A 20,683-nucleotide genomic window follows, 5' to 3' on the forward strand; every position below is an offset into this window, starting at 1 on the left:
TAAAGGCGAGAAGATGAATGAGCAGGATTACATTGAAATTGACCTCGAGGCATTGCGCGCTAACGGACCACTTTTAAGGCAGGACATTCTGCGCCCTGGCGACGTACTTCTGATTCGCGGGCTTGGTCTGTTCAGTCAGATTATCGCTAGTCGGACCGGGGGGCCGTATTCTCATGCGGCAATCTGGTTGCCAAACGGAGATGAACGCTTTGGCGGCGTTTTGCTCGCCGAAGCCGATGGAGCTGGTGTAGGCTTCACAAAGCTTTTTCCGGTGAGCCTTTACAACCCTGATCGCTCATATTCAGAGCGTGCGTACTGCATACCTGGAAATCCATCAGAATGTACTCTACTGAGGCATCCGGCTATCAAGACGATTGCTTCTTCAAAGCTACATGAAGCATCAAGGCGCATCCAAGAGAGCGAGTTTTACAAGACTTACTCAGAACTGCCAAGGCTGGTGCCGTTGGCGAATTTTCCGAAAACCATTGAAGCCATCGCCAGGGCGGTATCGGAAGTTGTGGAGCATCAACGACCTGACGTAGGAACGCGCGGCTCGTTCTGCTCGGAACTGGTCGCGATGTTTTTTGCCGAGCTAGATTTGCAACTGTTCTCAGACAACAGGAAACCACCCACCATTCATCCCAACGCGTTTTTGCTCGAGGAGTGCTCCTTGGTCGAGGTGCCGGACGCATTTATCGATCCGCAGAGCCTGCAGCCCGGCACCAAGGGGCATGGGTACGTTCATCAGAAGCGAACGGCTGATCCGAGCTTGCGCGCCTTGATCAGGAATCGGGGGCAAACTGACCGTATTCACAGCACCTTCTACGAACTGCAGGCCATCACCCAAAGGATGTCCAAATCGACGAACGATCAGATGCGCCAACTGAGCGAGGAAACCGATCTCACGTTTCTGCACCGTATTTCGCAGGCGGAGGCTCTTGGGGAACAGGAGCGCGCTCAGCGTTTGCGACGGTTCGCCACACTGCAGAAGTATGGTCATCGTTTGCTCCAGTATCTGGACGAATATGACAATGTCTATCGGTACGGATCTGGGCGCCTGGAGAATCTTGTCCCGTGGAATGAGGCGAGCTTCGCTTTGCAGCGAGTGGCCCAGAAGCTTCTGTTTGAAGCCAGTCAAGGGCTGCTGAGGGACGCATGCCTTATGAACCTCCGTGTCATGAGGGCGGCGAGGCGGGAACGGCGGCTCAATGTGATGGAGGCTGCAAAATTCAGACGATGGCGGATCAGGACGGTCAAGGCGTGGACCGAGCAGAAGCGCAGCAGCCGACAGACGCGCGAGCTGGGCGAGCGGATGTTGAAAACCGGCGAGCTCGATGACCAAGCGCTTGCGTATTTCGCCGATGTGGCTCAGGTGGCCTATCAGTCCCTGCTCAAGGAGGTCGCCTGGCAGGATGATGGTTCAGGCGCGCGGCATGCCTTCGCTCCAATCGACGGCCGAACAGAATGGCGAGCTGATTGACTGCTTGCCGCCAGGTGATAGGCGGCGTCTTCCAATCCTTTTCGATATTGCGCAAGGCCAGATACAGCAGTTTGCTGGCGGCAGCGTCGCTCGGGAAGTGGCCGCGGTTCTTGACGATCTTACGCAGCTGCATGTGCATGCTCTCGATAGCGTTTTTCGTATAAGTCCAATGTTTCAGGGGGCTGCTCCAGTTTGGCTGCTTCCGACTCGTGCCCTCGATGAGACTTTCACCCCATCAAGGGCAGCTTATAGGGCTAATGCGCCAACGGCGGTCGTTGATTCACCCCGACTCTTTCAGTCGATCGAGCTAGAGGTGTGAAAGGACTATCGAAAAGGCACTGCAGTCCTCGTTGTCGAAACTGCCAGCAGGCATTGCTACCTGTGCCTCGGGTAACAATGGAACAGAAAATTAGATATGACCTCGCCGCCGCGCATGTGTCAAAATCCAGCAATAACACAAGTGAGGATCGACCAATGCCTTTGGACTTCGGGAAACTGAATGCGGGATCAGCGGCCAAGCAGACCGACCCGCGAAAAATTTTCACCACTCTTAAGCGTGACGCACGCTTCAGGCGCCCGCTCGACGAGCAATCAGACGTCCTCGATGAATGGTATCTCCGCCGCGACGCTCGCGACTTGACTATAAAAATGAATACCGGCGGGGGCAAGACAGTCGTTGGCCTGCTTTGCCTCCAGAGTTCGCTGAACGAGAAGGTAAAGCCCGCCGTTTACATCACGCCCGACAGCTTTCTCGTAGCACAGGTCCTAGCCGAAGCTAAAGCACTGGGAATCACTGCAACAGATGACGAAAGGGACCCTGATTTTGTTGCTGGCCGTTCCATCCTCGTTGCGAACGTTCACAAGCTCTTTAATGGCCGTTCCGTTTTTGGTGTTGGTGAAAAGAAAATCCCGATTGGCAGCGTAGTTATCGACGATGCGCATGCGTGCCTCAGCGTCGTTAATGATCAATTTTGCATCAAATCGAAGGCCGGAAGTCCGGTTTACGACGAGTTGATGGCCCTGTTTGAGGAAGACCTGAAAGCGCAGTCTCCCTCGCGCTTCCTTGATGTGAAAGCAGAGGATCCCACCGTCGTCATGTCAGTACCATACTGGGCGTGGCGAAAGCAGCAACACAAGGTTATCGAGCTTCTTCACGCGAAGCGGAAAAACAACGAACTCGAATGGAGTTGGCCGCTTTTGAGCGAGTGCATCCCGTTATGTTCGTGCGTATTCGGTGGGGGGCGAGTGGAAGTTGCGCCTCACTTTGTTCCGATTGACAGGATTCCGGCCTTCGCTTCCGCGAAGCGACGCATCTACATGACTGCGACTTTGGCGGACGACACTATTCTCGTAAGCCACTTTCAGGCTGACGCCTCCGACGTCGGCAAGCCCATCAGACCAAAGGGCGGCGGTGACATTGGCGATAGGATGATCCTCGCACCTCAGGAAATCAATCCAGCGTACACAATTGAAGAGCTCAAGTCTCTCATCTCAGAAATCGCCGAGGAAAAAAACACCGTCGTCATCGTTCCGTCCAAGCAGCGTGCCGAGTTCTGGCGTGACGTGGCCAATCAGGTTCTGGACAAGGACTCCATCCAAGACGGGGTCGAACAGCTGAGAACCGGTCACGTAGGGCTGACCGTATTAATAAACAAGTACGACGGCATCGACCTTCCAGGTGCGGCTTGCGAGCTTCTGGTGATCGACGGACTCCCAGAGGTGTCGAGCTTGAGCGAGCGGCTGGATATGCAGATTCTCGACGGCACTCGGAGACAACTTGTACGCCAGATACAACGAATTGAACAAGGCATGGGACGCGGTGTCCGATCAAGCGACGATCATTGTGTTGTACTGCTCCTCGGCGGAAAATTGACCCAGCGCCTCCACCAGCCAGGCGCGGAAGCCATGTTTTCGGCTGCAACCAGCGCTCAGATTGCCCTTGGCAAGGATGTCGCGGCGCAAGTCCGCGGCGAACCGATCGAGAAGCTAAGGCCCATTCTTGATTTGTGCCTCGACGAGGATGACGACTGGATCAACGCTGGCCGTAACGCGGTGGTTAACGCAGCGCCCGCAGCTGGCGGCCATCTCGACGCGAACCAGGTCAAGCTGCGTGAAGCATTTGACGCAGTGCGTATCGACAGGCACGACATCGCCATCAGCAAAGCACAGGAGGCCGTCAACGCGACTACCGAGCGCGCGGTAAAGGGCTATCTTATGCAACAGCTTGCCGAGTACACCGGCTTCACAAACGAGGCGAAAGCCCAGGAGCTCCAACTCGCTGCCTTGGGCTTGAACTCACGCCTGCTCAAACCTATAGCAGGCGTCACCTATGACAAACTCAGCGCGCCCCCCACCGGTCAGGTCGCTGCCGCCATTGATTTCATGACTGAGCGCTTCCTTGAAGGAAACGACTTGATCATCTGGGTGAACGGCCTCCTTGACGATCTGAATTGGGGCGAGGAAGGGACGAAGCGATTTGAAGCCGCCGTATTCGCCCTGGGGAAGTTCCTCGGTTTCGGGTCGCAGCGGCCGGAAGACACGACCGGTCGGGGTCCCGATAATCTTTGGGCACTCGGGGATCTTAAGTACTTGGTTATCGAGTGCAAGAGTGGTGCTACTGCCGCGCAGCGCGTCTCAAAAGCGGACACGAATCAGTTGAACGGCTCTATTGTTTGGTTCGATGAGAAGTACGATGGATCTTGTTCGGCAATTCCGATCATGATTCATCCAAAAACGGTCTTCGAAAACGCCGCATCGCCACACAAAACGATCCGCATTGTGAACGGGCCAGGCCTCGAGCGTCTCCGCAACGCGATCCGCGCCTACTCGATTTCGCTCGCAGCCAACGGAAGCTTTAAGGATCACAAGGAAGTAAAGCGGCAACTACAACATCACAAGCTGGCGGCGGGCGAATTGGTCGCATTGTGCACCGTCGCGCAAAACTCAAAGTAATGCTGGAGGCAGGGGACCAAGGAATCTTTGTCCCCCGCCGCTAGGCGCAGATGGCCTTGTATCCATACGGCAACGAACTGTGAATTACCTCTCGCTAAGACAGTCTTGTATGCAAAACGCCTCCTAAACGTCCGCTCTTGGAACGAAACAGACAGGTGAACATCAGGGCGCCAGCACACACGAATGGCCCATGATGGCCGACGAAACATTTCAGTATCCGTATCTGCATGCGTAAACTAGCGCGCCTACTGAACGACGCGAAACGCGTACGGATAATTGACGATCATCAAAATCTTCCCGACAGGCGTTTGCGCGACGATATCTTGGGAATGAAAAGTTCGATGTTCGAATCGTCTGCCGATACCGCAACCCTTGTCCTGTATGCAGAAAAGTCGCGCAAGAATATTGAAAACTGCCATTACATCTGACGAGAAACGCACCCAAAGCAACATGTTTCCGGCCGAAAGCGCCCACGCGCATTGAACCCCGCACATGAATGAGTAAGATGCCCGAAAGGCCGTCGACAAGAACCCATCGCGCGGGGTAGCCAAATGCAACGGAACGAGTTGATTCCATCGGCATTGCTCGATGACATCTACGCAGCAGCACTGGGCGATCAGAGGTGGGAAGTCGTGCTCGACGGCTTGCGATCGTCCGTAGGCGTGCGCATGGCCACGCTGCTGTCGTTCGACGATGCGGCGGGAGTGCCGGTCATCGACCGGGCTGCAGGCGACGACGAACCGTGGGTTGCCGATTGCCGCCGCGCATACAACACCGAGTTCTATCTGTATGACCCGGTCGTACCGATCGCCGGCAACTGGCCGACTGGCCGCTGGTTCGAGGACGTCAAGCAACTGTCCCGCCCGCAGCGCGAACACTGCGCGTTCTACCAGGAATTCCTGAGGCCATATGGGATCGGCAGCATCGCCGGCCTGTATATCCATCGCGGCGAGCACACCGGCGCATTCCTCAGCGTACAGAGCGGCCCCGAATCGCAGGGCCTGTCGGACGCACAGCGCGTCGCGATCGAAAGCATGGGCGCACACATCAGCCGCGCGTTGCGGATCGAGGCACGCATCGGCGAACTCGAAGCACGCGTGGCCGCCGCGGAATCGGCGCTCGATGCGCTTCCGGTGCCGGTGTTCTTGCTCGGCGCGCAACGCGACCTCCGCTATACGAATCGCGCAGCCGATCAACTGATCGCGGCGGAACCTGCGCTGCGAATCGTGAACGGGCGCTTCGCGCCGGAAGGCTGCGTCGACGATGCGCAATGGCGGCACGCGTTCGCGCGCGGTGGGCTGTTGCTGCGCCGTGCGACGGGCGAACCGCTGCCGCTTGCGCTGATACCGGTGCCTCAACAGTCACGCCTCGTGCGCGAGCGGCCCGGCGTCGCGGCATTGATGACGGCAGCCGACCTGCATTCGCCGGCGGCACGCGCGCGGCGGCTGCGCGTGTTCTACGGACTGTCGTCGGCCGAAGCCGATCTCGCGGTGCTGCTGTGCTGCGACGGACACTCGCCGCAGGAATGCGCCGAGCTGCGCAGCGTGTCGATCGGCACGATCCGCTCGCAGATCAAGTCGATCTATGCGAAGACGGAAGTGACGCGGGCGGCGCAATTGACGTCGCTGGTCATGCAGACGTGACGCCCCCTCACCGCGGCGACACCACAATCGCCGCCCGCCGATTCTGCGCCCGCCCGGCCGGTGTCCGGTTATCCCCCACCGGATCGCTCTTCCCCTTCCCGACCACCGCAATCTGCTTGCCGTCCAGCCCCACATCCACAAGCTCGATCGCCACCACCTCCGCCCGCCGCCGGGACAACTCGAGATCGTAAGCCGTCTCCCCTTCCTCGTCCGAGTACCCATAAACCCGCACACCGTTGATCCCGGCCGACCTCAACGTCCTCCCGATCCGCTCGACGATCCGCCTGACGACCGGCTTGAGGTTATACCGATCAAAGTCAAACAAAATCGGCCCCGTCGACCCGAACTCGAACCCCTGCTCGGTCTCCTGAAACCCGGCCGACTTCAGCGCCGTGACCTGCGTCTGCGTGAGCCCACGATGAAGCGGCGGCGTCTTGCACCCGCCGAGCAGCAGGCACAGCAGCACCGCGCTCGCGACGCACATCCTCCCCATGCTCACAGATAACGCGTTTTTCATCACAGTCCCCTTCCTTCGCATGCGCGCGCATCGCGTGCGCTTCTTATCCCGCCGCCGCGGCCTCGCCCGCAGCGCGAAACGATCGACGTCAAACCGGCCCGGCTACGCCTTCCGACAACTGCCACGACCCCGGCCGCGCACGCTTGGCGCGGTACATCGCGGCATCCGCCGCGCGCAGCAAGCCGCTCGCGTTGGACGCATGGTCGGGATACAGCGCAACGCCGGCACTCATCATGGTGGCCACCATGCGTCCGTCGGGCAACTCGATCGACGACACCATGCCGGACAAAATCTGGTCGGCGATCAGGCACACGCTGTCCGTGTCGCGCACACCCGTCAGCATCACCGCGAATTCATCGCCGCCCAGGCGAGAGACGAGATCGGTTTCGCGCACCTGCGCGCGCAACCGTGCCGCGACGCCGACCAGCACCGCATCGCCGGCATCGTGGCCAAGGCAGTCGTTGATTTCCTTGAAGCGGTCGCAGTCGAGATACAGGATGGCGACCCGCTGCCCCGTCAACACGGCGTCGCAGAGTGCAAGCGACAGACGCGACTCGAACTGCACGCGGTTGGGCAAACCCGTGAGCGCATCGTGCGTCGCCTTGTATTCGAGCGACGCGTTCTCGTCACGCAGCGTGTTCTGCCATTCCTCGAGTTCATCGAGCAGCGCATTGAAGTCGTCGCCGAGCTGGTTCAGTTCGGCGATCGCCACGGGCTCGACGCGCCGCGCGAACGCACGCTCGCGCCGCACGGCGTGCGCGACGGCGGCAAGCGCGCGCAGCGGCGCGACGATGTTGCGCAGCAGACGCTTCGAGCTGATGTAAGCGCCGAACACGCTGACGACGAGACAGCCGAGAATGCCGCCGATGCCACCGAGCAGGAATCCGAAGAACTGATGCCCGCGGCCACGCACGATCACCTGACCGACGACGATGCCGTCGTGCATCACCGGAACGGTCACGGCCCCCGGCAACGCGAGATCGGCGACGACGCGCTCGAGCCCGGCGATCCGGCCGCCGGCAGGCAGCTTCCAGGTCGCGAACAACTGCCCCTTGTTGTCCGTGACCACCACCTGCGCGACGTCCTCATCGCTGGCGATCGTCGCGATCGCTTCGCTCGCCGCGGCACGGTCGCCGAACACGAGCGCCGCCTCGACCGTGTAACCGAGCGAGCGGGCGAGCAGGTTCAGGTTGTTGCCCGCATACGCACGCAACGCGATCACGGCGACGACGATCAGCGACACGGCGGCCATCGTCACCGCGACGAACGCCAGGCGCAGGTGCGCGCGGCGCAACACGCTTTGCAGCGTCGGGCGGGGCACGCGTGAGGATGCGATGGGGGGCGCGGAACGTGTCATGGCGTCAGCGTCCGCCGCGCGAGGTTGAGCACGTTCGGATGCACGCGCACGCCACTGCGCGCGACGGCGTCGAGATTGATGTCGAACGTCACGTGCTCGCCTTCGACCGTCAGACAGAACATGCTGCCCGCGGTGCACGACGGATCGTGTTCGGCGATGGTCAGCACCGGATGGCCGGCGAGCGCGGTTCTCACCCGCATTCGCTCGTCGTTGCCGAGCGCGCCTAGATACACGACGTCGCAGGCGATGCCGAGCGAGGGATCGTCGAAGCGGACGCGCTGCACGTCGAGCACGGTCGAGCCGGCCTGCATCGTGTCGGTGAGGTCGCCCGCGTAGTCGGGCCTGCCCGTCACGCACAGATGCAGGCGCACGGGCGTCGTCGGCCAGCGCGTGAAACTGACGATGCCGAGCACGACCTGGCGTACGTTGGAGTCGTGTGACGAAAAGGCGGGACCCGTCGGGCCGGCGGGCGTCGCGGTGGCTGCGACGTGCATCGTGTCGACCAGCTCATCCCTGTCGGCAAGCGATCCGGCAAGGACGGAAGGGACAACGCTCAGAACGCAAACGATTGCGATGAATGCGTGACGCAACGACGCGACTCGGCCCGACCGGCCGGACGCCGTCCGCGCGGCGATTGCCGCCGCGCCCGCTGGCGTCGATGCGGCCGCATGCTTCGCGGCCGTCGCGCACACACTCGCATCCATGATGGAAACATCGGTTGCAGTCGTTCCCGGCCCTGCCTCCTGCCTGCCATGCGCGCGCGCAGGTACCGTGTCACGCACATGATTGCTTCCATCTTAGGTAAAAATTCGCAACCCGAACCAGTGGGATACTCCCGCTAAATCGCAATCGGAAAATAGGGCGAATCGGTGCGATGCGCGACGATGCGAGTGAACGTGTTTGCCGACGACGCTCTGGCCTCGCCTTCGAAAATTGATCAGTGGATTGAGCGCACGGGTGCGTCAACCTTCATACATTCGTCCCGGCTTCGACGGATCTTCATCCACCGCCCGACGCTCACCTTCTGCCAGAAGCGGCCACGTCATTTCTCCCGTCGCGATCGCCCCTCGAACGACACCGCCGGCCACGAATCGATATCGACGAAAATACCGGTGCGTGAATCCTGCCGCCACACGCCGGCATGCGGGGACCGGCCTGCACATTGGAGCGCCATGAAAGTCGAAAACTCGGAACTCGAAGCCTTCGTTGCCGTTGCGGAACTCGGCACGTTCCATCGCGCGGCGGAAAAGCTGCACCTGACACAGCCGGGGCTGTCGCGCCGCATCCAGAAGCTCGAACAGACGCTCGGCGTCGAGTTGTTCCAGCGCACCACGCGCAGCGTGACGCTCACGGGCGTCGGCCGCCAGTTCCTGCCGATGGCGCGCGAGCAGATCGCGCAGCTCGGGAAGATGCTGTCGTCGATCCAGGAGATCGCGCAAAAACGCTACGGCAAGGTGCGGCTCGCGTCGATCCCGACGGTCGTCGCACAGGCGCTGCCCGACGTGCTGCGCCACTATGCGGCCAGGTATCCGCAGGTCGCCGTGCAGATCCTCGACGGCAATCACGACTTCGTGCTGTCGCAGGTGCGCGCGGGCATCGCCGAGTTCGGCGTGAGCCTGCCCCCCGGCGACGACGACGATCTGGTGTTCGAACCGCTCTTCACCGACCGCTACGTGCTCGCGACCCACGAGGACGATCCGCTGGCGCGCGCGGACGCCGTCACGCTCGGCGAAGTGCGGCACGCGAAGCTGATCATCGGCGGCCGCGACAGCGGCAACCGTCTGCTGCTCGAAATGCTGATGGGCCAGGAGGCGGTGCGAACCCGCTGGTTCTACGAGGTCGAGCACATCTCGTGCGTCGCCGCGCTGGTGGCGGCCGGCGTCGGCAGCGCGATCCTGCCCGAAAGCGCGCTGCGTGCGTACGGCTCGCCGGCGGTGCGCGCGGTGCCGATCGCGAGCCCGACGATCGAGCGCACGGTCGGCATCGTGCGGCATCGCACCATCTCGATGTCGAGCTTCGCGAGCGATCTCCTTGCGCTGGTGAAGGCAGCGTTCGCGTAACGCGGCGGACGCGGCGGCGCTCGCATTGATGCCGGTTTCGCATGAATCGCGAGCCGAACGGCATTGGACGCCTGAAAAATGGCTGGCGACGATGGTGGCGAACATGAACGACGGACGCGGGCAGCACCCGGGTCCGGGCAGATTCCGGAGGAGCCACCATGCATTTCGACGTGATCCTGCGCCGCGGCGAGCTGATCGACGGCACAGGGGCCGCGCGCTTCGAGGCCGATCTCGGCGTGACGGGTGAGCGCATCGCCGCGATCGGCGACCTGGGCGGCGCGACGGCGGCACACACGCTCGACGCGAGCGGCCTGGTCGTCGCGCCGGGCTTCATCGACAGCCACACGCACGACGACGCGTTCGTTCTGACCGATCCCGACGTCGAACCGAAGGTCGCGCAAGGCGTCACGACGGTGATCGCCGGCAACTGCGGGATCAGTCTCGCCCCCCTGCTCGCCGAACGCGACGTGCCGCAGCCGCTCGACCTGCTGGGCGCCTGGCAGTCGTTTCGCTTCCCGTCGTTTCGCGCATATCTCGACGCGCTCGACGCAACGCCCGCCGCCGTGAACACGGCGGCCCTGGTCGGCCATTCGACGCTGCGCGTGCGGCACATGGCCGATCTCGATCGCGCGGCCAGCGCGGCGGAGATCGCGGCGATGGCGGCCGACGTGCGCGAAGCGATGACGGCCGGCGCGTTCGGCGTCTCGTCGGGCACCTTCTACCCGCCCGCGGCGGCGGCGACGACCGACGAGCTGATCGACGTGTGCGCGCCGCTGCGCGAGACGGGCGGCGTGTTCGCGACGCACCTGCGCGACGAAACCGACGCGATCATCGCGTCGCTCGACGAAGCGTTCTCGATCGGACGCGCGCTCGACGTGCGCGTCGTGCTGTCGCATCACAAGGTGGCCGGCAAGGCCAACCACGGCCGCTCGGTCGAGACGCTCGCGCATATCGACGCGCAGCGCGCACGGCAACCGCTGTGCATCGACTGCCATCCGTATCCCGCCACGTCGACGATGCTGCGCGCGGATCGCATCCGCCAGTCGTCACGCGTGATCCTCGCGTGGTCGAAGCCGCATCCCGAGCTCGCGGGCCGCGACTTCCACGAACTGCTGCCGCTGTTCGGCGATTCCGTCGACGCCGCGATCGACGCGCTGCGCCCCGCCGGCGCGATCTACTTCGTGATGGACGAGGCGGACGTGGAACGCATCATGCGCCACGAACTGACGATGATCGGCTCCGACGGCCTGCCCAACGACACGCGCCCGCACCCGCGGCTGTGGGGCACGTTCCCGCGCGTGCTCGGCGAATTCTCGCGCGAGCGCGGCCTGTTCCCGCTCGAAACCGCCGTGCGCAAGATGACGGGCCTCACGGCCGAGCAATTCGGCATCGCGGCGCGCGGGCGGCTCGCGGTCGGTCATTACGCGGATCTCGTCGTGTTCGATCCCGCCCGCGTGATCGACCGCGCAACGTTCGCGAGCCCGACGCTCCGGCCTGAAGGCATCGAGCACGTGTTCGTCAACGGGTGTGCCGTGCTCGAACACGGCCGGCACACCGGCGCGCGCCCCGGCCGGGCGCTGCGCCGTGGACGCTAGCGTCGGCCGATCGATGGCACGCCTGTCCGTCGTCGCGAAGGCCGCCGCCCGCGCGGCCGTCGCCCCGGAATCAACCTGCACGGAGTCACCATGACGAATTCCAACGGCATCCCCACGCCGCGCGGCATGCAAACCGGCGCGGCCCCGCACGCGGACACCGCCGCGCCCGGCCTCGACGCGCTGTACGCGCGCCTGAGCCGGCGCATCATTCCGCTGATCCTGGTCTGCTATTTCTTCGGCTATCTCGACCGCGTCAACGTCGGCTTCGCGAAGCTGCAGATGGTGACGGACCTGCACCTCACGGACGCCGCCTACGGCGTCGGCGCCGGGTTGTTCTTCGTCGGCTACCTGCTGCTGCAGGTGCCGGCCGGCTGGCTGGTGCGGCGGATCGGCGTGAAGCGCTGTCTCGCCGGCTCGATGCTGACGTGGGGCGTCGTGTCGGTCGCCACGCTGGCGACCCGCGACACCGCGAGCTTCTATGCGCTGCGCTTCCTGCTCGGCGTGACCGAGGCCAGCTTCTTTCCGGCGGTGATCGCGTACTTCAGCGTGTGGTTTCCGTCGCACCGGCTCGCGAAGGTCATGGCCTTCCTGTTTCTCGCGATGCCGCTGGGCGTGATCGTCGGCGGCCCGCTGTCGGGCTGGATCATGGACGCGACGCATGGCGGCCTCGGGCTGCGCGGCTGGCAGTGGATGTTCCTGATCGAAGGGCTGCCGGCGATCGTGCTCGGCCTGTACCTGCTCGCACGTGTGACGGAGCGGATCGACGACGCGACCTGGCTGACCGACGCGGAGAAACGGATGATCCGCGCGGAGATGGCGCAGGAAGCGGCCGGCAAGCGCACGCAGCTCGGCGCCGCGCTGCGCGAACCGACGCTGTGGCTGCTGTTCGCGACGTCGTTCCTCTACAACGTCGGCAACTACGGACTGGTGTTCTGGATGCCGACGATGATCAAGGCGCTCGGTTCGCTGAGCAATCTCGGCGTCGGCCTCGTCAGCGCGATCCCTTATCTCGTCGCATCGGTCGCGATGGTCGCGAACGCGCAGCATTCGGTGCGAACCGGCGAGCGCCGCTGGCATACGGCGCTGCCCGTCGCCATCGGCGGCGTCGCGCTGCTCGCGAGCCTCGGCATGCGCGCGCATCCGGTGCTCGCCGTCATGTGCCTGACCATCGGCGTGGCCGGCATCATGAGCACGCTCGCGATGTTCTGGAGCCTGCCGTCGCGGATTCTCGCCGGTGAAGCGGCCGCGGGCGGCGCCGGGCTCGTCAACATCGGCGCGGCCGTCGCCGGGTTCGTCGGCCCGACGCTGATGGGCTACGCGACCGGATTGACGGGCAGCACCGAACTCGGCGTCGCACTGCTCGCCTTCACGCTGTTCGCCGCCGCCGCGCTGATCCTGTCGATTCCGCGCCGGCTGATGGTGCGCACGTGAACCCGATGCCGTCGATGCGCAGCGCGCTCGCGCTGGCGGCCGGGATTCGTGCGGGACGCGTGAGTGCCGTGTCGCTCGTGCAAACCGTGCTCGCCGATATCGCCGCGCGCGACGGCGCGATCCATGCCTGCGCCCGCACCTTCGACGAGCGGGCGCTGCGCGACGCGCTGCGGATCGATCGGCTCGTGCGCGACGGACGCGATCCCGGGCCGCTGGCAGGCGTGCCGTTTCTCGTGAAGTGGAATATTGACGTGGCGGGCTACACGACGGTCGCCGGCTCGCCGGCGCGCGCCGCGTTGCCGCCCGCCGTCGCCGATGCCGCGATGGTCGCGCGGCTCTGCGCGGCCGGCGCGGTGCCGATCGGCGCGACGCACATGGACGAACTCGCGTGCGGTGCCACCGGCGTGAATCCGCACTATGGCGCCGTGCGCCTGCCAGCGGATCCGGCGCGCATGACGGGCGGTTCGTCGAGCGGCTCGGCCGCCTCCGTCGCGGCCGGCTACGTGCCGCTCGCGCTCGGCAGCGATACCAACGGCTCGATCCGCGCACCGGCCGCGCTATGCGGCGTATGGGGGGTTCGCCCGAGCGACGGGCGGCTGTCGGCGGTCGGTTGCCTCCCCTATGCCGAATCGCTCGACACCGTCGGCGGCTTCGCGAACGATATCGACGACCTGGCCGCGCTGTATGACACGCTGCGCGATGCGCATGCAGCGCACTCGCAACCGGTTCGCGATCCGGTCGCGCCGCTTCGCGTCGCCGTGCTGACGGGTGATTTCGAACGACATGCCGATGCGGATGCGCAACGCGCGGTGCGGCGCGCGGCGGCGTGTCTGGATGCGGGGGAAGCGGTGCCAGTCGACAGCGGCGAAGTCGCACGCGTGCGGGAAGCCGCGGTCACGATCTCGAACGTGGAACTGGCCCGCAACCATCGCGGGTTGCTCGACGCGCCGGCGGCGCACGTCTCCGAACGCCTGCGGTCGCGCATCGCAACCGGCCTCGCCACGTCCAGCGCCGCCCATCGGGAAGCGCTTGCCTGCCGGGCCGCGTGGCGCGCGCGCGTCGAAGCGCTGTTCGCGCGCTACGACGTGCTGCTCGCGGCCGCGACGCCCTATGCCGCGCCGCGCTTCAGCGACGCGACCGTCGATGTCAACGGCGTCGCGCTCGAACCTGCGAAGACGCTCGGCCTGCTCACGCAGCCGATTTCGTTCGCGGGGCTGCCGGTCGTCAGCGCACCGTGCTTCGTGCGGGGTGAATTGCCAGTGGGCGTGCAGTTGATCGGCGCGCCGCAACGCGACGCGGTTTGCTTCGACGCCGCGCGGAAATTCGCGGCTGTGTGGTGCGGGCTGCACCGTTAGCGCCCTTTTGGTGACCCAGGGTGCCAAGTCTGCTGGAGGTTCGAGCGTCCACGCCACAGCGCACATACTGCGAGCAGTTGCTGCGACGGCTACCGATACTCGTCAAGTCGTGTGGAAGACGCTACGGATGGCAGACGTCGATACGCGCTCGTTCGCGCGATGGGAGAGAAGCGGTTCAGGATGCGTTGATGCTCGCCGGATCAGAACTGCCAATCCTGCTGGTGCATGAATTCTTCGAGATCGATGCATTGAATCTCGAAATGCGCACATACGTTGGGTATCTTCGCTGCATGCGGCTTGGGCGCCAGCCCGTCGCCCGCGCGCAGCCATCCCTCTTCGGTCACGACCGTCCCTTGACGAACCCTGGCGCAGGCAATGACGAATGGATCGGCGACCGGTGTGCCCTTGAGACGCTGCTGCTGCCCGATTAATGCCTGAAAATGCCTGATCTTCAAAATCGCCGCAACGAACCGCAGTTCATCCGCATTCGGCGTGGTGAACAGGGATCGATTGCTCCGCACCCACGCCAATACATCCGCGCTCACGGCTTGCCGCTCGATCTCGTTCAACACTTCTCTCGTGGAGATCAGTCGACGCTCACCTACGAGCTTTTCGATACCATCCCATATACTCCGGAACACACGCGGATAGAAATGCTGCAGCGATCGAATGGAACTGGTGTCGAACACATAGATCATGCACCCGCCCCGTGAAGAACATGCGCTTCAAATCCCGCGAAGCTCTTGGGCTTGATCCCCAGAAAGTCCGCTGCCTGCTCGAGCGTGATCTGATGCCGGTAGTGACGACCGACGACTTCTCGCGCAAAGCGGTCGCTCAGATATGCGCCTTGATTCGCGTAGTAGCTACCGCCCGTCGCTTCTCTGCGCTGCGCCGACCAGATCGCCGCCTTGCGCTTGTAGAACGCTTGACTGACTCGCCCCTGGTCGAGCATGCGCCGCAGCACGGCCTCTCGACTCACCCCAAAATAGCCGGCCAGTTCGGCAAACGCCTCCTCGGACGCGGATTCAACGTCGGCGGGAAACCCGGCCACGAGACGATCGAATGCCGTGTGCGGAATCAATACATCCGCCGCTATGGCGTTGCAGAATCGCTCGATTTTCCTCTCGGCCTGCGGAAGCGCATCGATATAGCCGGAATCGAGCTTGCTCAGGCCGTTCATGCTCAGGAGCAGGTGCGCCAGTTCGTGCAGAAGACTGAATATCTGACGCGTCTTCGTCGTACTGTTGTTGAGATAAATGATCGGGAACGCATCATCCATCAAGCAAAACCCTGAAATCTCACGCTGCCTGAATGCCGACTTGAAGACAAAAATGCCCGCGTCCTCGATGGCTTTTCGCCATTGCTTGAGCGCGAGATCGTCATTACGCCAGGACGCTTGTTCCTCGAGTGTGATGCCAAGCGCATCACGAATCCGCTCCGCCTGCTGCGATACGGACTCCGATAGCGAGAGCGACAAGGATTTCCAGATCATGTCGGCCGCGGGATTGCGCCCGCCGAACACTTCCCTGAGCGATAGCTGAAACGCCTGCGCCTGCCGGACCTGCAGATAAGTGTCACGGGTAAGCGACCGCATATCCGCGTCGGGCAGCGTCCGAAATTCACGTTGGGGTACTTTCTCCTCGGGCGGAGCGGGAAGAAAGAAGACCGCGAGCGGCCGTTTGAAGACCTGATACGCGAGCTTTTCGAGCTGAGCGTAGGTCGGCGCCCCCGCGCCCGCCTCCCAATCGGCAACCTCGGCCGACGGAATGCGAAGCATGGTCGCGACTTCGTCGATCGACAGTCCGACCGTTTCTCTCGCCCAACGCAACACCTCGGGCTGAACGCCTTCGACAGGTTCTCGTTTCATCCTTGCTTCTCTATCGATTCAAGAGGCCAACATCAGCAGCATGACGGATACGTGCGTCGCTCGCCACCGACACGCTCGGCGTGCACAAAACGCTCGCGCCGGACGGGGCCCGGAATGCCGCCCTCACCGGCGCTTCGAATCCATTTTAAATCATGAAGTTACAAGTTCGAGCGGCGGCGGCGCGCGAGAAAAGGCACCGAATCTCGACCGACGCTTTGCGCAGTAGCGACGCTCGCAATGTCGCCAATCGTGAAGTGCGAGCCACCGGGCCGTATCCTGATTTTGCGGATCGAACGACATAGCGAGTATCCTAACGAACAGCCGCATGCCGACGAACCGTCCGTCATTCGGCCTCGTCCACAACGTCGGCTTATCACCGACACCAACCGCGGTCACACCACCGATGGACTTCGACGTAATCGTTCTGGGCGCGGGCATCGTCGGCGTCTCCGCCGCGCTGCACCTGCAGGATCGCGGCCGCAAGGTCGCCCTCGTCGACCGCGGCGCGCCCGGCGAAGGCACGAGCTTCGGCAACGCGGGGCTGATCGAGCGCTCGTCGGTCGAGCCGTATCCGTTCCCGCGCAGCCCGTTCACGCTGATGCGCTACGCGCTGAACCGCTCCACCGATCTCTACTGGCACAGCACGTCGCTGCCCGCGTTCGCGCCGTGGCTCGCGCGGTTCTGGTGGGAATCGGCGCCGCTGCGTCACGCGGCGGCCTCGCGCGACATGCTGCCGCTGATCGAGCGCTGCATCGTCGAGCACGACGCGCTGATCGCACGCACCGGCGCCACCGAGCTGATCCGCGCGAGCGGCTGGATGGAAGCGTTCCGCACGCCGGCCGCGTTCGAACGCGCCGTCGCCGATGCGGGACTCACCGCGCGCCGTCACGGGCTCGGCATCACGCCGCTCGATGCCGCGACACTGCGCGCGCAGGAACCGAGCCTCGCGCCCGGCTTCTGCGGCGCGCTGCACTGGCTCGATCCGAAAAGCGTCGTCGATCCGTCCGCGCTCGTCAAAACCTACGCGCAACTCTTCGTGCAAGGCGGCGGCACGCTGCTCACCGGCGATGCGGCGAGCCTCGACGCGCTGTCGCCCGGCTGGCAGGTCACGACGGACGACGGCAAGATCGCCGCGCCGGCCGTGGTCGTCGCGCTCGGCCCGTGGTCCGACACGGTGTTCGGCAAGTTCGGCTACAAGATTCCGCTGCGCGAGAAGCGCGGCTATCACATGCACTACGCGCCGTCCGAACGCGGCGCGCCGTCGGCGCCGATCGTCGATCGCGAATACGGCTACGTGATCGCGCCGATGCGGCGCGGCTTGCGGCTGACCACCGGTGTCGAAATCGCCCGGCGCGGCCTGCCGCCGACGGGCGTGCAACTCGAGCGCGCGGAACGCGTCGCGCGCCCGGTGTTCGGCTTCGGCGAACGGCTCGACCCGCAGCCGTGGCTCGGCTTCCGGCCGTGCACGCCCGACATGCGGCCGGTGATCGGCCCCGCGCCCGCGCATCGCGGGCTGTGGTTCTCGTTCGGGCACAACCATCACGGGCTCACGCTCGGCCCCGTCTCCGGCCGCCTGCTGGCCGAGATGATGACGGGCGAAGCGCCGTTCACCGACCCGACGCCCTACCGCGCCGACCGCTTCTGATTCCGCTCGCCCGCGCTCAGTCGAGCGCGCGGCCGAAGATCCGGATCACCTCGTCGAGATGCTCGGCCATCGCACGGCGCGCGGCCTCCGGGTCGCGCGCACGGATCGCGTCGAGGATCGCGCGGTGTTCGAGCTCCGAGCGGTGCGGCATGTCGTTCGGCATGTACAGCGACTGCAGCCGCTGGAACATCAGGTCGTACTTGTGCGCGAGCAGCTGCTTGATCATCAGCGCATACGCGGGGTTGTCGCTCGCTTCCGCGATACGGATATGGAACAGCCGGTCGCCCGGATGCGTGAGCGAGCCGCTGCGGTTGTCTTCCTGGTTGCGCAGGAACGCCGCGTGAATCCCTTCTATCTGCGCGTCCGAACCGTGCTTCGCGGCGAGCGACGCGGCTTCCGGCTCGATCAGCCGGCGCGCCTGCAGCAGCGCGAACGGCGGGATTTCGGTATCGAGGTCGAGCGCGATGCCGAGCTCGGGATCGATCTCGACGACCGGGAACGGCGCAACCTTCGTAACGGGCCGCGGCGCCGGCGCGGCGGCCGCCTCGGGTTGGCGCACCTTCACGCCGTCGCCGACACGCACGCTGACGAGTCCGCTGACTTCGAGCGCGATCAGCGCCTCGCGCACCGACGTGCGCGACACGCCGAACTGCTCGGCCAGTTCGCGCTCGGGCGGCAGGTAGCTGCCCGGCGGGAAGTCGCCGGACTCGATCATCGCGCTGAGCTTGTCGGCGATCTGCTGGTAGAGGCGGCGGTTCTGAATCGGCTGGATGGACATACGTTGATACAGGTAAGCGATTGCATTGCGGACGGTCTGACGAATGGCGCACGCGCGTCGGGCCGTTCGCGCCTATTTTATATGCCGGGCTTCGAATCGCCCGGCAGCGCATAGCAACGCGCGGCCGTGCCGCCCCACAGCGCGTTGTGCTCGGCCGCCGACAACCGCGCTTCGGCCCAGCGCTCGACCAGCGACGCCACTTCGTCATACGACGCCGCAAGCAGACACACGGGCCAGTCCGACCCGAACATCAGCCGCTGCGGGCCGAACGCGTCGAGCGCCGCGTCGAGGCATTGCTCGATGTGCCGGATGTCCTGCCCGCGCAGGCCGCGCCGCCAGTCCGTCTCGGTCACGAGCCCCGACAGCTTGCACACGACGTGCGGCAGCGCGCCCAGCTCGCGCAACCCGGCACGCCAGCGGGCGAGCGCAGCGCCATCGCGGTGGAATTCGGCGAGCGGCGGCTTGCCGGCATGATCGAGCACGAGCCAGTGCGCATCGTGCCGCGCGCAGAACGCGCGCACGTCGGGCAACTGGCGCTCGAACACGAGCACGTCGTACACGTAGCCGTTCGCCTGCAGCCACGCGACACCGCGATTGAACGCGGGATCCGCGACGAACGCGCCGACGTCGGCTTCGTCCTGCACCTGGTGACGAAAGCCGCGCAGCTTCGGGCTGCGCCATTCGGCGATGCGCTCGGCGAGTTCCGGCGCACCGAGATCCTCCCAGCCGACCACCGCCGCGATGTGCGCGTCGTGGCGGGCGAGATCGAGCAGGAACGCCGTCTCGTCGCGCCCGGCGCGCGCCTGCACCGCGATCGACGCACCGAGCGCCTGCGCATGCATCTGCGGCCAAAGCGCGTCGGGCAGGTAGTCGCGGGCGAGCACATCCATGCCGGGGCCGATCCACGGATAGTCGGCCGCGCGGTAACGCCAGAAGTGCTGGTGGGAATCGATACGCACTGCGCCCATGGTGTCCTCGTGATTCACCGTTGCCCGCCGCGTCACGTCGCGCTCAGTCGTACAGCACCGCCGTGATTTTCGGGTCGTCGATATTGGTCTTGTCGTACCAGTAGAAACCGGTATCGATGACCTTCGGCAGCTTCTCGCCCTTGACCGACTTCACGGCCGCCTCGACCGTCTTGTAGCCGATCCCGACCGGGTTCTGCGTGATCGCGCCGGCCATCAGCCCGCTGCGGATCGCGTCCTTCTGCTGCTTGCCCGAATCGTAGCCGATGATCACGACCTTGCGCTTCATCTCGCGCACGCCGTTCACCACGCCGATCGCCGAGCCTTCGTTGGTGCCGAACAGGCCCTTGAGCTTCGGATACGCCTGCAGGATCGACTTCGTTACTTCGGTGGACTTCAGCTGATCGCCCTCGCCATACTGCACGGTCACGACCTGCACCTTCGGGTGCGCGGACTTCATCCGTTCGAGAAAGCCGTCGCGGCGGTCGATGCCCGTGCGGCTCGTCTGGTCGTGCGCGACCACGGCCACCTCGCCTTCGTCGCCGATCAGCGCGGCGAGCTTGTCGGCGGCGAGCGCGGCGGCGGCCTTGTTGTTGGTCGCGGCGGTCGTCACCGGGATGTCGCTGTCGACGCCCGAGTCGAACGCGATCACCGGAATCTTCTCGGCCTGCGCCTTCTTCAGGAGCGGCAGCGCGGCCTTGCTGTCGAGCGCCGCGAAGCCGAGCGCGGCCGGCTTCTTCGCGATCGCGGCGGACAGCATGTCGATCTGCTTGTCGACCATCGCCTCGGTTTCGGGGCCTTCGAACGTCACCCTCACCTTGTAGTCCTTCGCGGCCTGCATCGCGCCCGCCTTCACGGCCTGCCAGAACTGATGCTGGAAGCCCTTCGAGATCAGCGGGATGTAGGATTCCTGCGCCTGCGCACCGGCCGTCACGCCGACGGCGAACGTCAGCCCGACGATCGCGTTCAACACCTTGCTCCTGATCACTTCGCGTCTCCTTGGTTGGTATCGACTGAAATGCCGGCCCGGCCGGCGGT

The 20,683-nt window shown here is 64.4% G+C and carries 16 protein-coding genes and 1 pseudogene; 8 read left to right on the plus strand and 9 right to left on the minus strand.

Going from position 1 to position 20,683, the window contains the following annotated elements; translation table 11 throughout:
* Positions 1-1,480: hypothetical protein (locus U4012_RS34645; protein WP_321804308.1), on the plus strand; the 1,480-nt coding region annotated here is incomplete at its 5' end.
* On the opposite strand, the pseudogene U4012_RS34650 reads toward U4012_RS34645, so the two are convergent.
* Positions 1,392-1,643: pseudogene (locus tag U4012_RS34650) on the minus strand (transposase); the annotation flags it as partial. The gene U4012_RS34645 and the pseudogene U4012_RS34650 sit on opposite strands and share 89 nt — an antisense overlap.
* 233 nt (positions 1,644-1,876) lie before the next feature.
* Here U4012_RS34650 and U4012_RS34655 point away from each other — a divergent pair.
* On the plus strand, positions 1,877-4,432 hold the full coding sequence (locus tag U4012_RS34655) for a DEAD/DEAH box helicase (RefSeq protein WP_321804310.1): 2,556 nt from the start codon (positions 1,877-1,879) through the stop codon (positions 4,430-4,432).
* Positions 4,433-5,100: 668 nt separating this feature from the next.
* Positions 5,101-6,075 carry a helix-turn-helix transcriptional regulator gene (locus U4012_RS34660; protein ID WP_321804312.1) on the plus strand — a complete coding sequence of 325 codons (975 nt, stop codon included), beginning with the start codon at positions 5,101-5,103 and terminating at the stop codon, positions 6,073-6,075.
* Positions 6,076-6,082: 7 nt separating this feature from the next.
* On the opposite strand, the gene U4012_RS34665 is transcribed toward U4012_RS34660, so the two are convergent.
* From U4012_RS34665 to U4012_RS34675, 3 genes are all read right to left on the minus strand, one after another.
* Positions 6,083-6,592, minus strand: a complete 510-nt coding sequence (locus tag U4012_RS34665; protein ID WP_044847820.1) for an OmpA family protein — start codon at positions 6,590-6,592, stop codon at positions 6,083-6,085.
* Between the two features lie 88 nt (positions 6,593-6,680).
* Positions 6,681-7,949: a diguanylate cyclase domain-containing protein gene (locus U4012_RS34670; protein WP_321804314.1), complete on the minus strand. Its 1,269-nt coding sequence runs from the start codon at positions 7,947-7,949 to the stop codon at positions 6,681-6,683.
* Entirely contained in the window at positions 7,946-8,653 is a 708-nt protein-coding gene (locus tag U4012_RS34675; RefSeq protein ID WP_321804315.1) for a YfiR family protein, read from the minus strand. Before U4012_RS34675 ends, U4012_RS34670 begins: the two co-directional genes overlap by 4 nt.
* 468 nt (positions 8,654-9,121) lie before the next feature.
* On the opposite strand from U4012_RS34675, the gene U4012_RS34680 reads away from it, so the two are divergent.
* The 4 genes from U4012_RS34680 (at position 9,122) to U4012_RS34695 (ending at position 14,390) form a co-directional block, all read left to right on the plus strand.
* The gene (locus U4012_RS34680; protein ID WP_321804317.1) at positions 9,122-10,009 is read left to right on the plus strand and encodes a LysR family transcriptional regulator; all 888 of its coding nucleotides are present in this window, start codon (positions 9,122-9,124) and stop codon (positions 10,007-10,009) included.
* 158 nt (positions 10,010-10,167) lie between these two features.
* Complete coding sequence (locus tag U4012_RS34685; protein ID WP_321804319.1) at positions 10,168-11,604, plus strand: D-aminoacylase; 1,437 nt, start codon at positions 10,168-10,170, stop codon at positions 11,602-11,604.
* A gap of 90 nt (positions 11,605-11,694) precedes the next feature.
* Positions 11,695-13,035: an MFS transporter gene (locus U4012_RS34690; RefSeq protein WP_321804321.1), complete on the plus strand. Its 1,341-nt coding sequence runs from the start codon at positions 11,695-11,697 to the stop codon at positions 13,033-13,035.
* A 14-nt stretch (positions 13,036-13,049) separates the two neighbouring features.
* On the plus strand, positions 13,050-14,390 hold the full coding sequence (locus U4012_RS34695; RefSeq protein WP_321804354.1) for an amidase family protein: 1,341 nt from the start codon (positions 13,050-13,052) through the stop codon (positions 14,388-14,390).
* 200 nt (positions 14,391-14,590) lie between these two features.
* Here the strand turns inward: U4012_RS34695 and U4012_RS34700 are convergent, their stop codons facing one another.
* Both U4012_RS34700 and U4012_RS34705 read right to left on the minus strand, forming a co-directional pair.
* Positions 14,591-15,088 (minus strand): PIN domain-containing protein, encoded by a 498-nt coding sequence (locus U4012_RS34700; RefSeq protein WP_321804323.1) that lies wholly within the window; start codon positions 15,086-15,088, stop codon positions 14,591-14,593.
* Positions 15,085-16,257, minus strand: a complete 1,173-nt coding sequence (locus U4012_RS34705; protein WP_321804325.1) for an XRE family transcriptional regulator — start codon at positions 16,255-16,257, stop codon at positions 15,085-15,087. Before U4012_RS34705 ends, U4012_RS34700 begins: the two co-directional genes overlap by 4 nt.
* A gap of 403 nt (positions 16,258-16,660) precedes the next feature.
* On the opposite strand from U4012_RS34705, the gene U4012_RS34710 reads away from it, so the two are divergent.
* On the plus strand, positions 16,661-17,902 hold the full coding sequence (locus tag U4012_RS34710; protein ID WP_321804327.1) for an FAD-binding oxidoreductase: 1,242 nt from the start codon (positions 16,661-16,663) through the stop codon (positions 17,900-17,902).
* A gap of 16 nt (positions 17,903-17,918) precedes the next feature.
* On the opposite strand, the gene U4012_RS34715 is transcribed toward U4012_RS34710, so the two are convergent.
* From U4012_RS34715 to U4012_RS34725, 3 genes are all read right to left on the minus strand, one after another.
* On the minus strand, positions 17,919-18,680 hold the full coding sequence (locus U4012_RS34715; RefSeq protein WP_321804329.1) for a FadR/GntR family transcriptional regulator: 762 nt from the start codon (positions 18,678-18,680) through the stop codon (positions 17,919-17,921).
* A 77-nt stretch (positions 18,681-18,757) separates the two neighbouring features.
* Positions 18,758-19,648 carry an amidohydrolase family protein gene (locus U4012_RS34720; protein WP_321804331.1) on the minus strand — a complete coding sequence of 297 codons (891 nt, stop codon included), beginning with the start codon at positions 19,646-19,648 and terminating at the stop codon, positions 18,758-18,760.
* Positions 19,649-19,691: 43 nt separating this feature from the next.
* The gene (locus U4012_RS34725) at positions 19,692-20,633 is read right to left on the minus strand and encodes an ABC transporter substrate-binding protein (protein WP_321804333.1); all 942 of its coding nucleotides are present in this window, start codon (positions 20,631-20,633) and stop codon (positions 19,692-19,694) included.
* Positions 20,634-20,683 lie beyond the last annotated feature (50 nt).

The sequence above is a fragment of the Burkholderia sp. BCC1988 genome, assembly GCF_905339895.1.
Classification (GTDB): domain Bacteria; phylum Pseudomonadota; class Gammaproteobacteria; order Burkholderiales; family Burkholderiaceae; genus Burkholderia.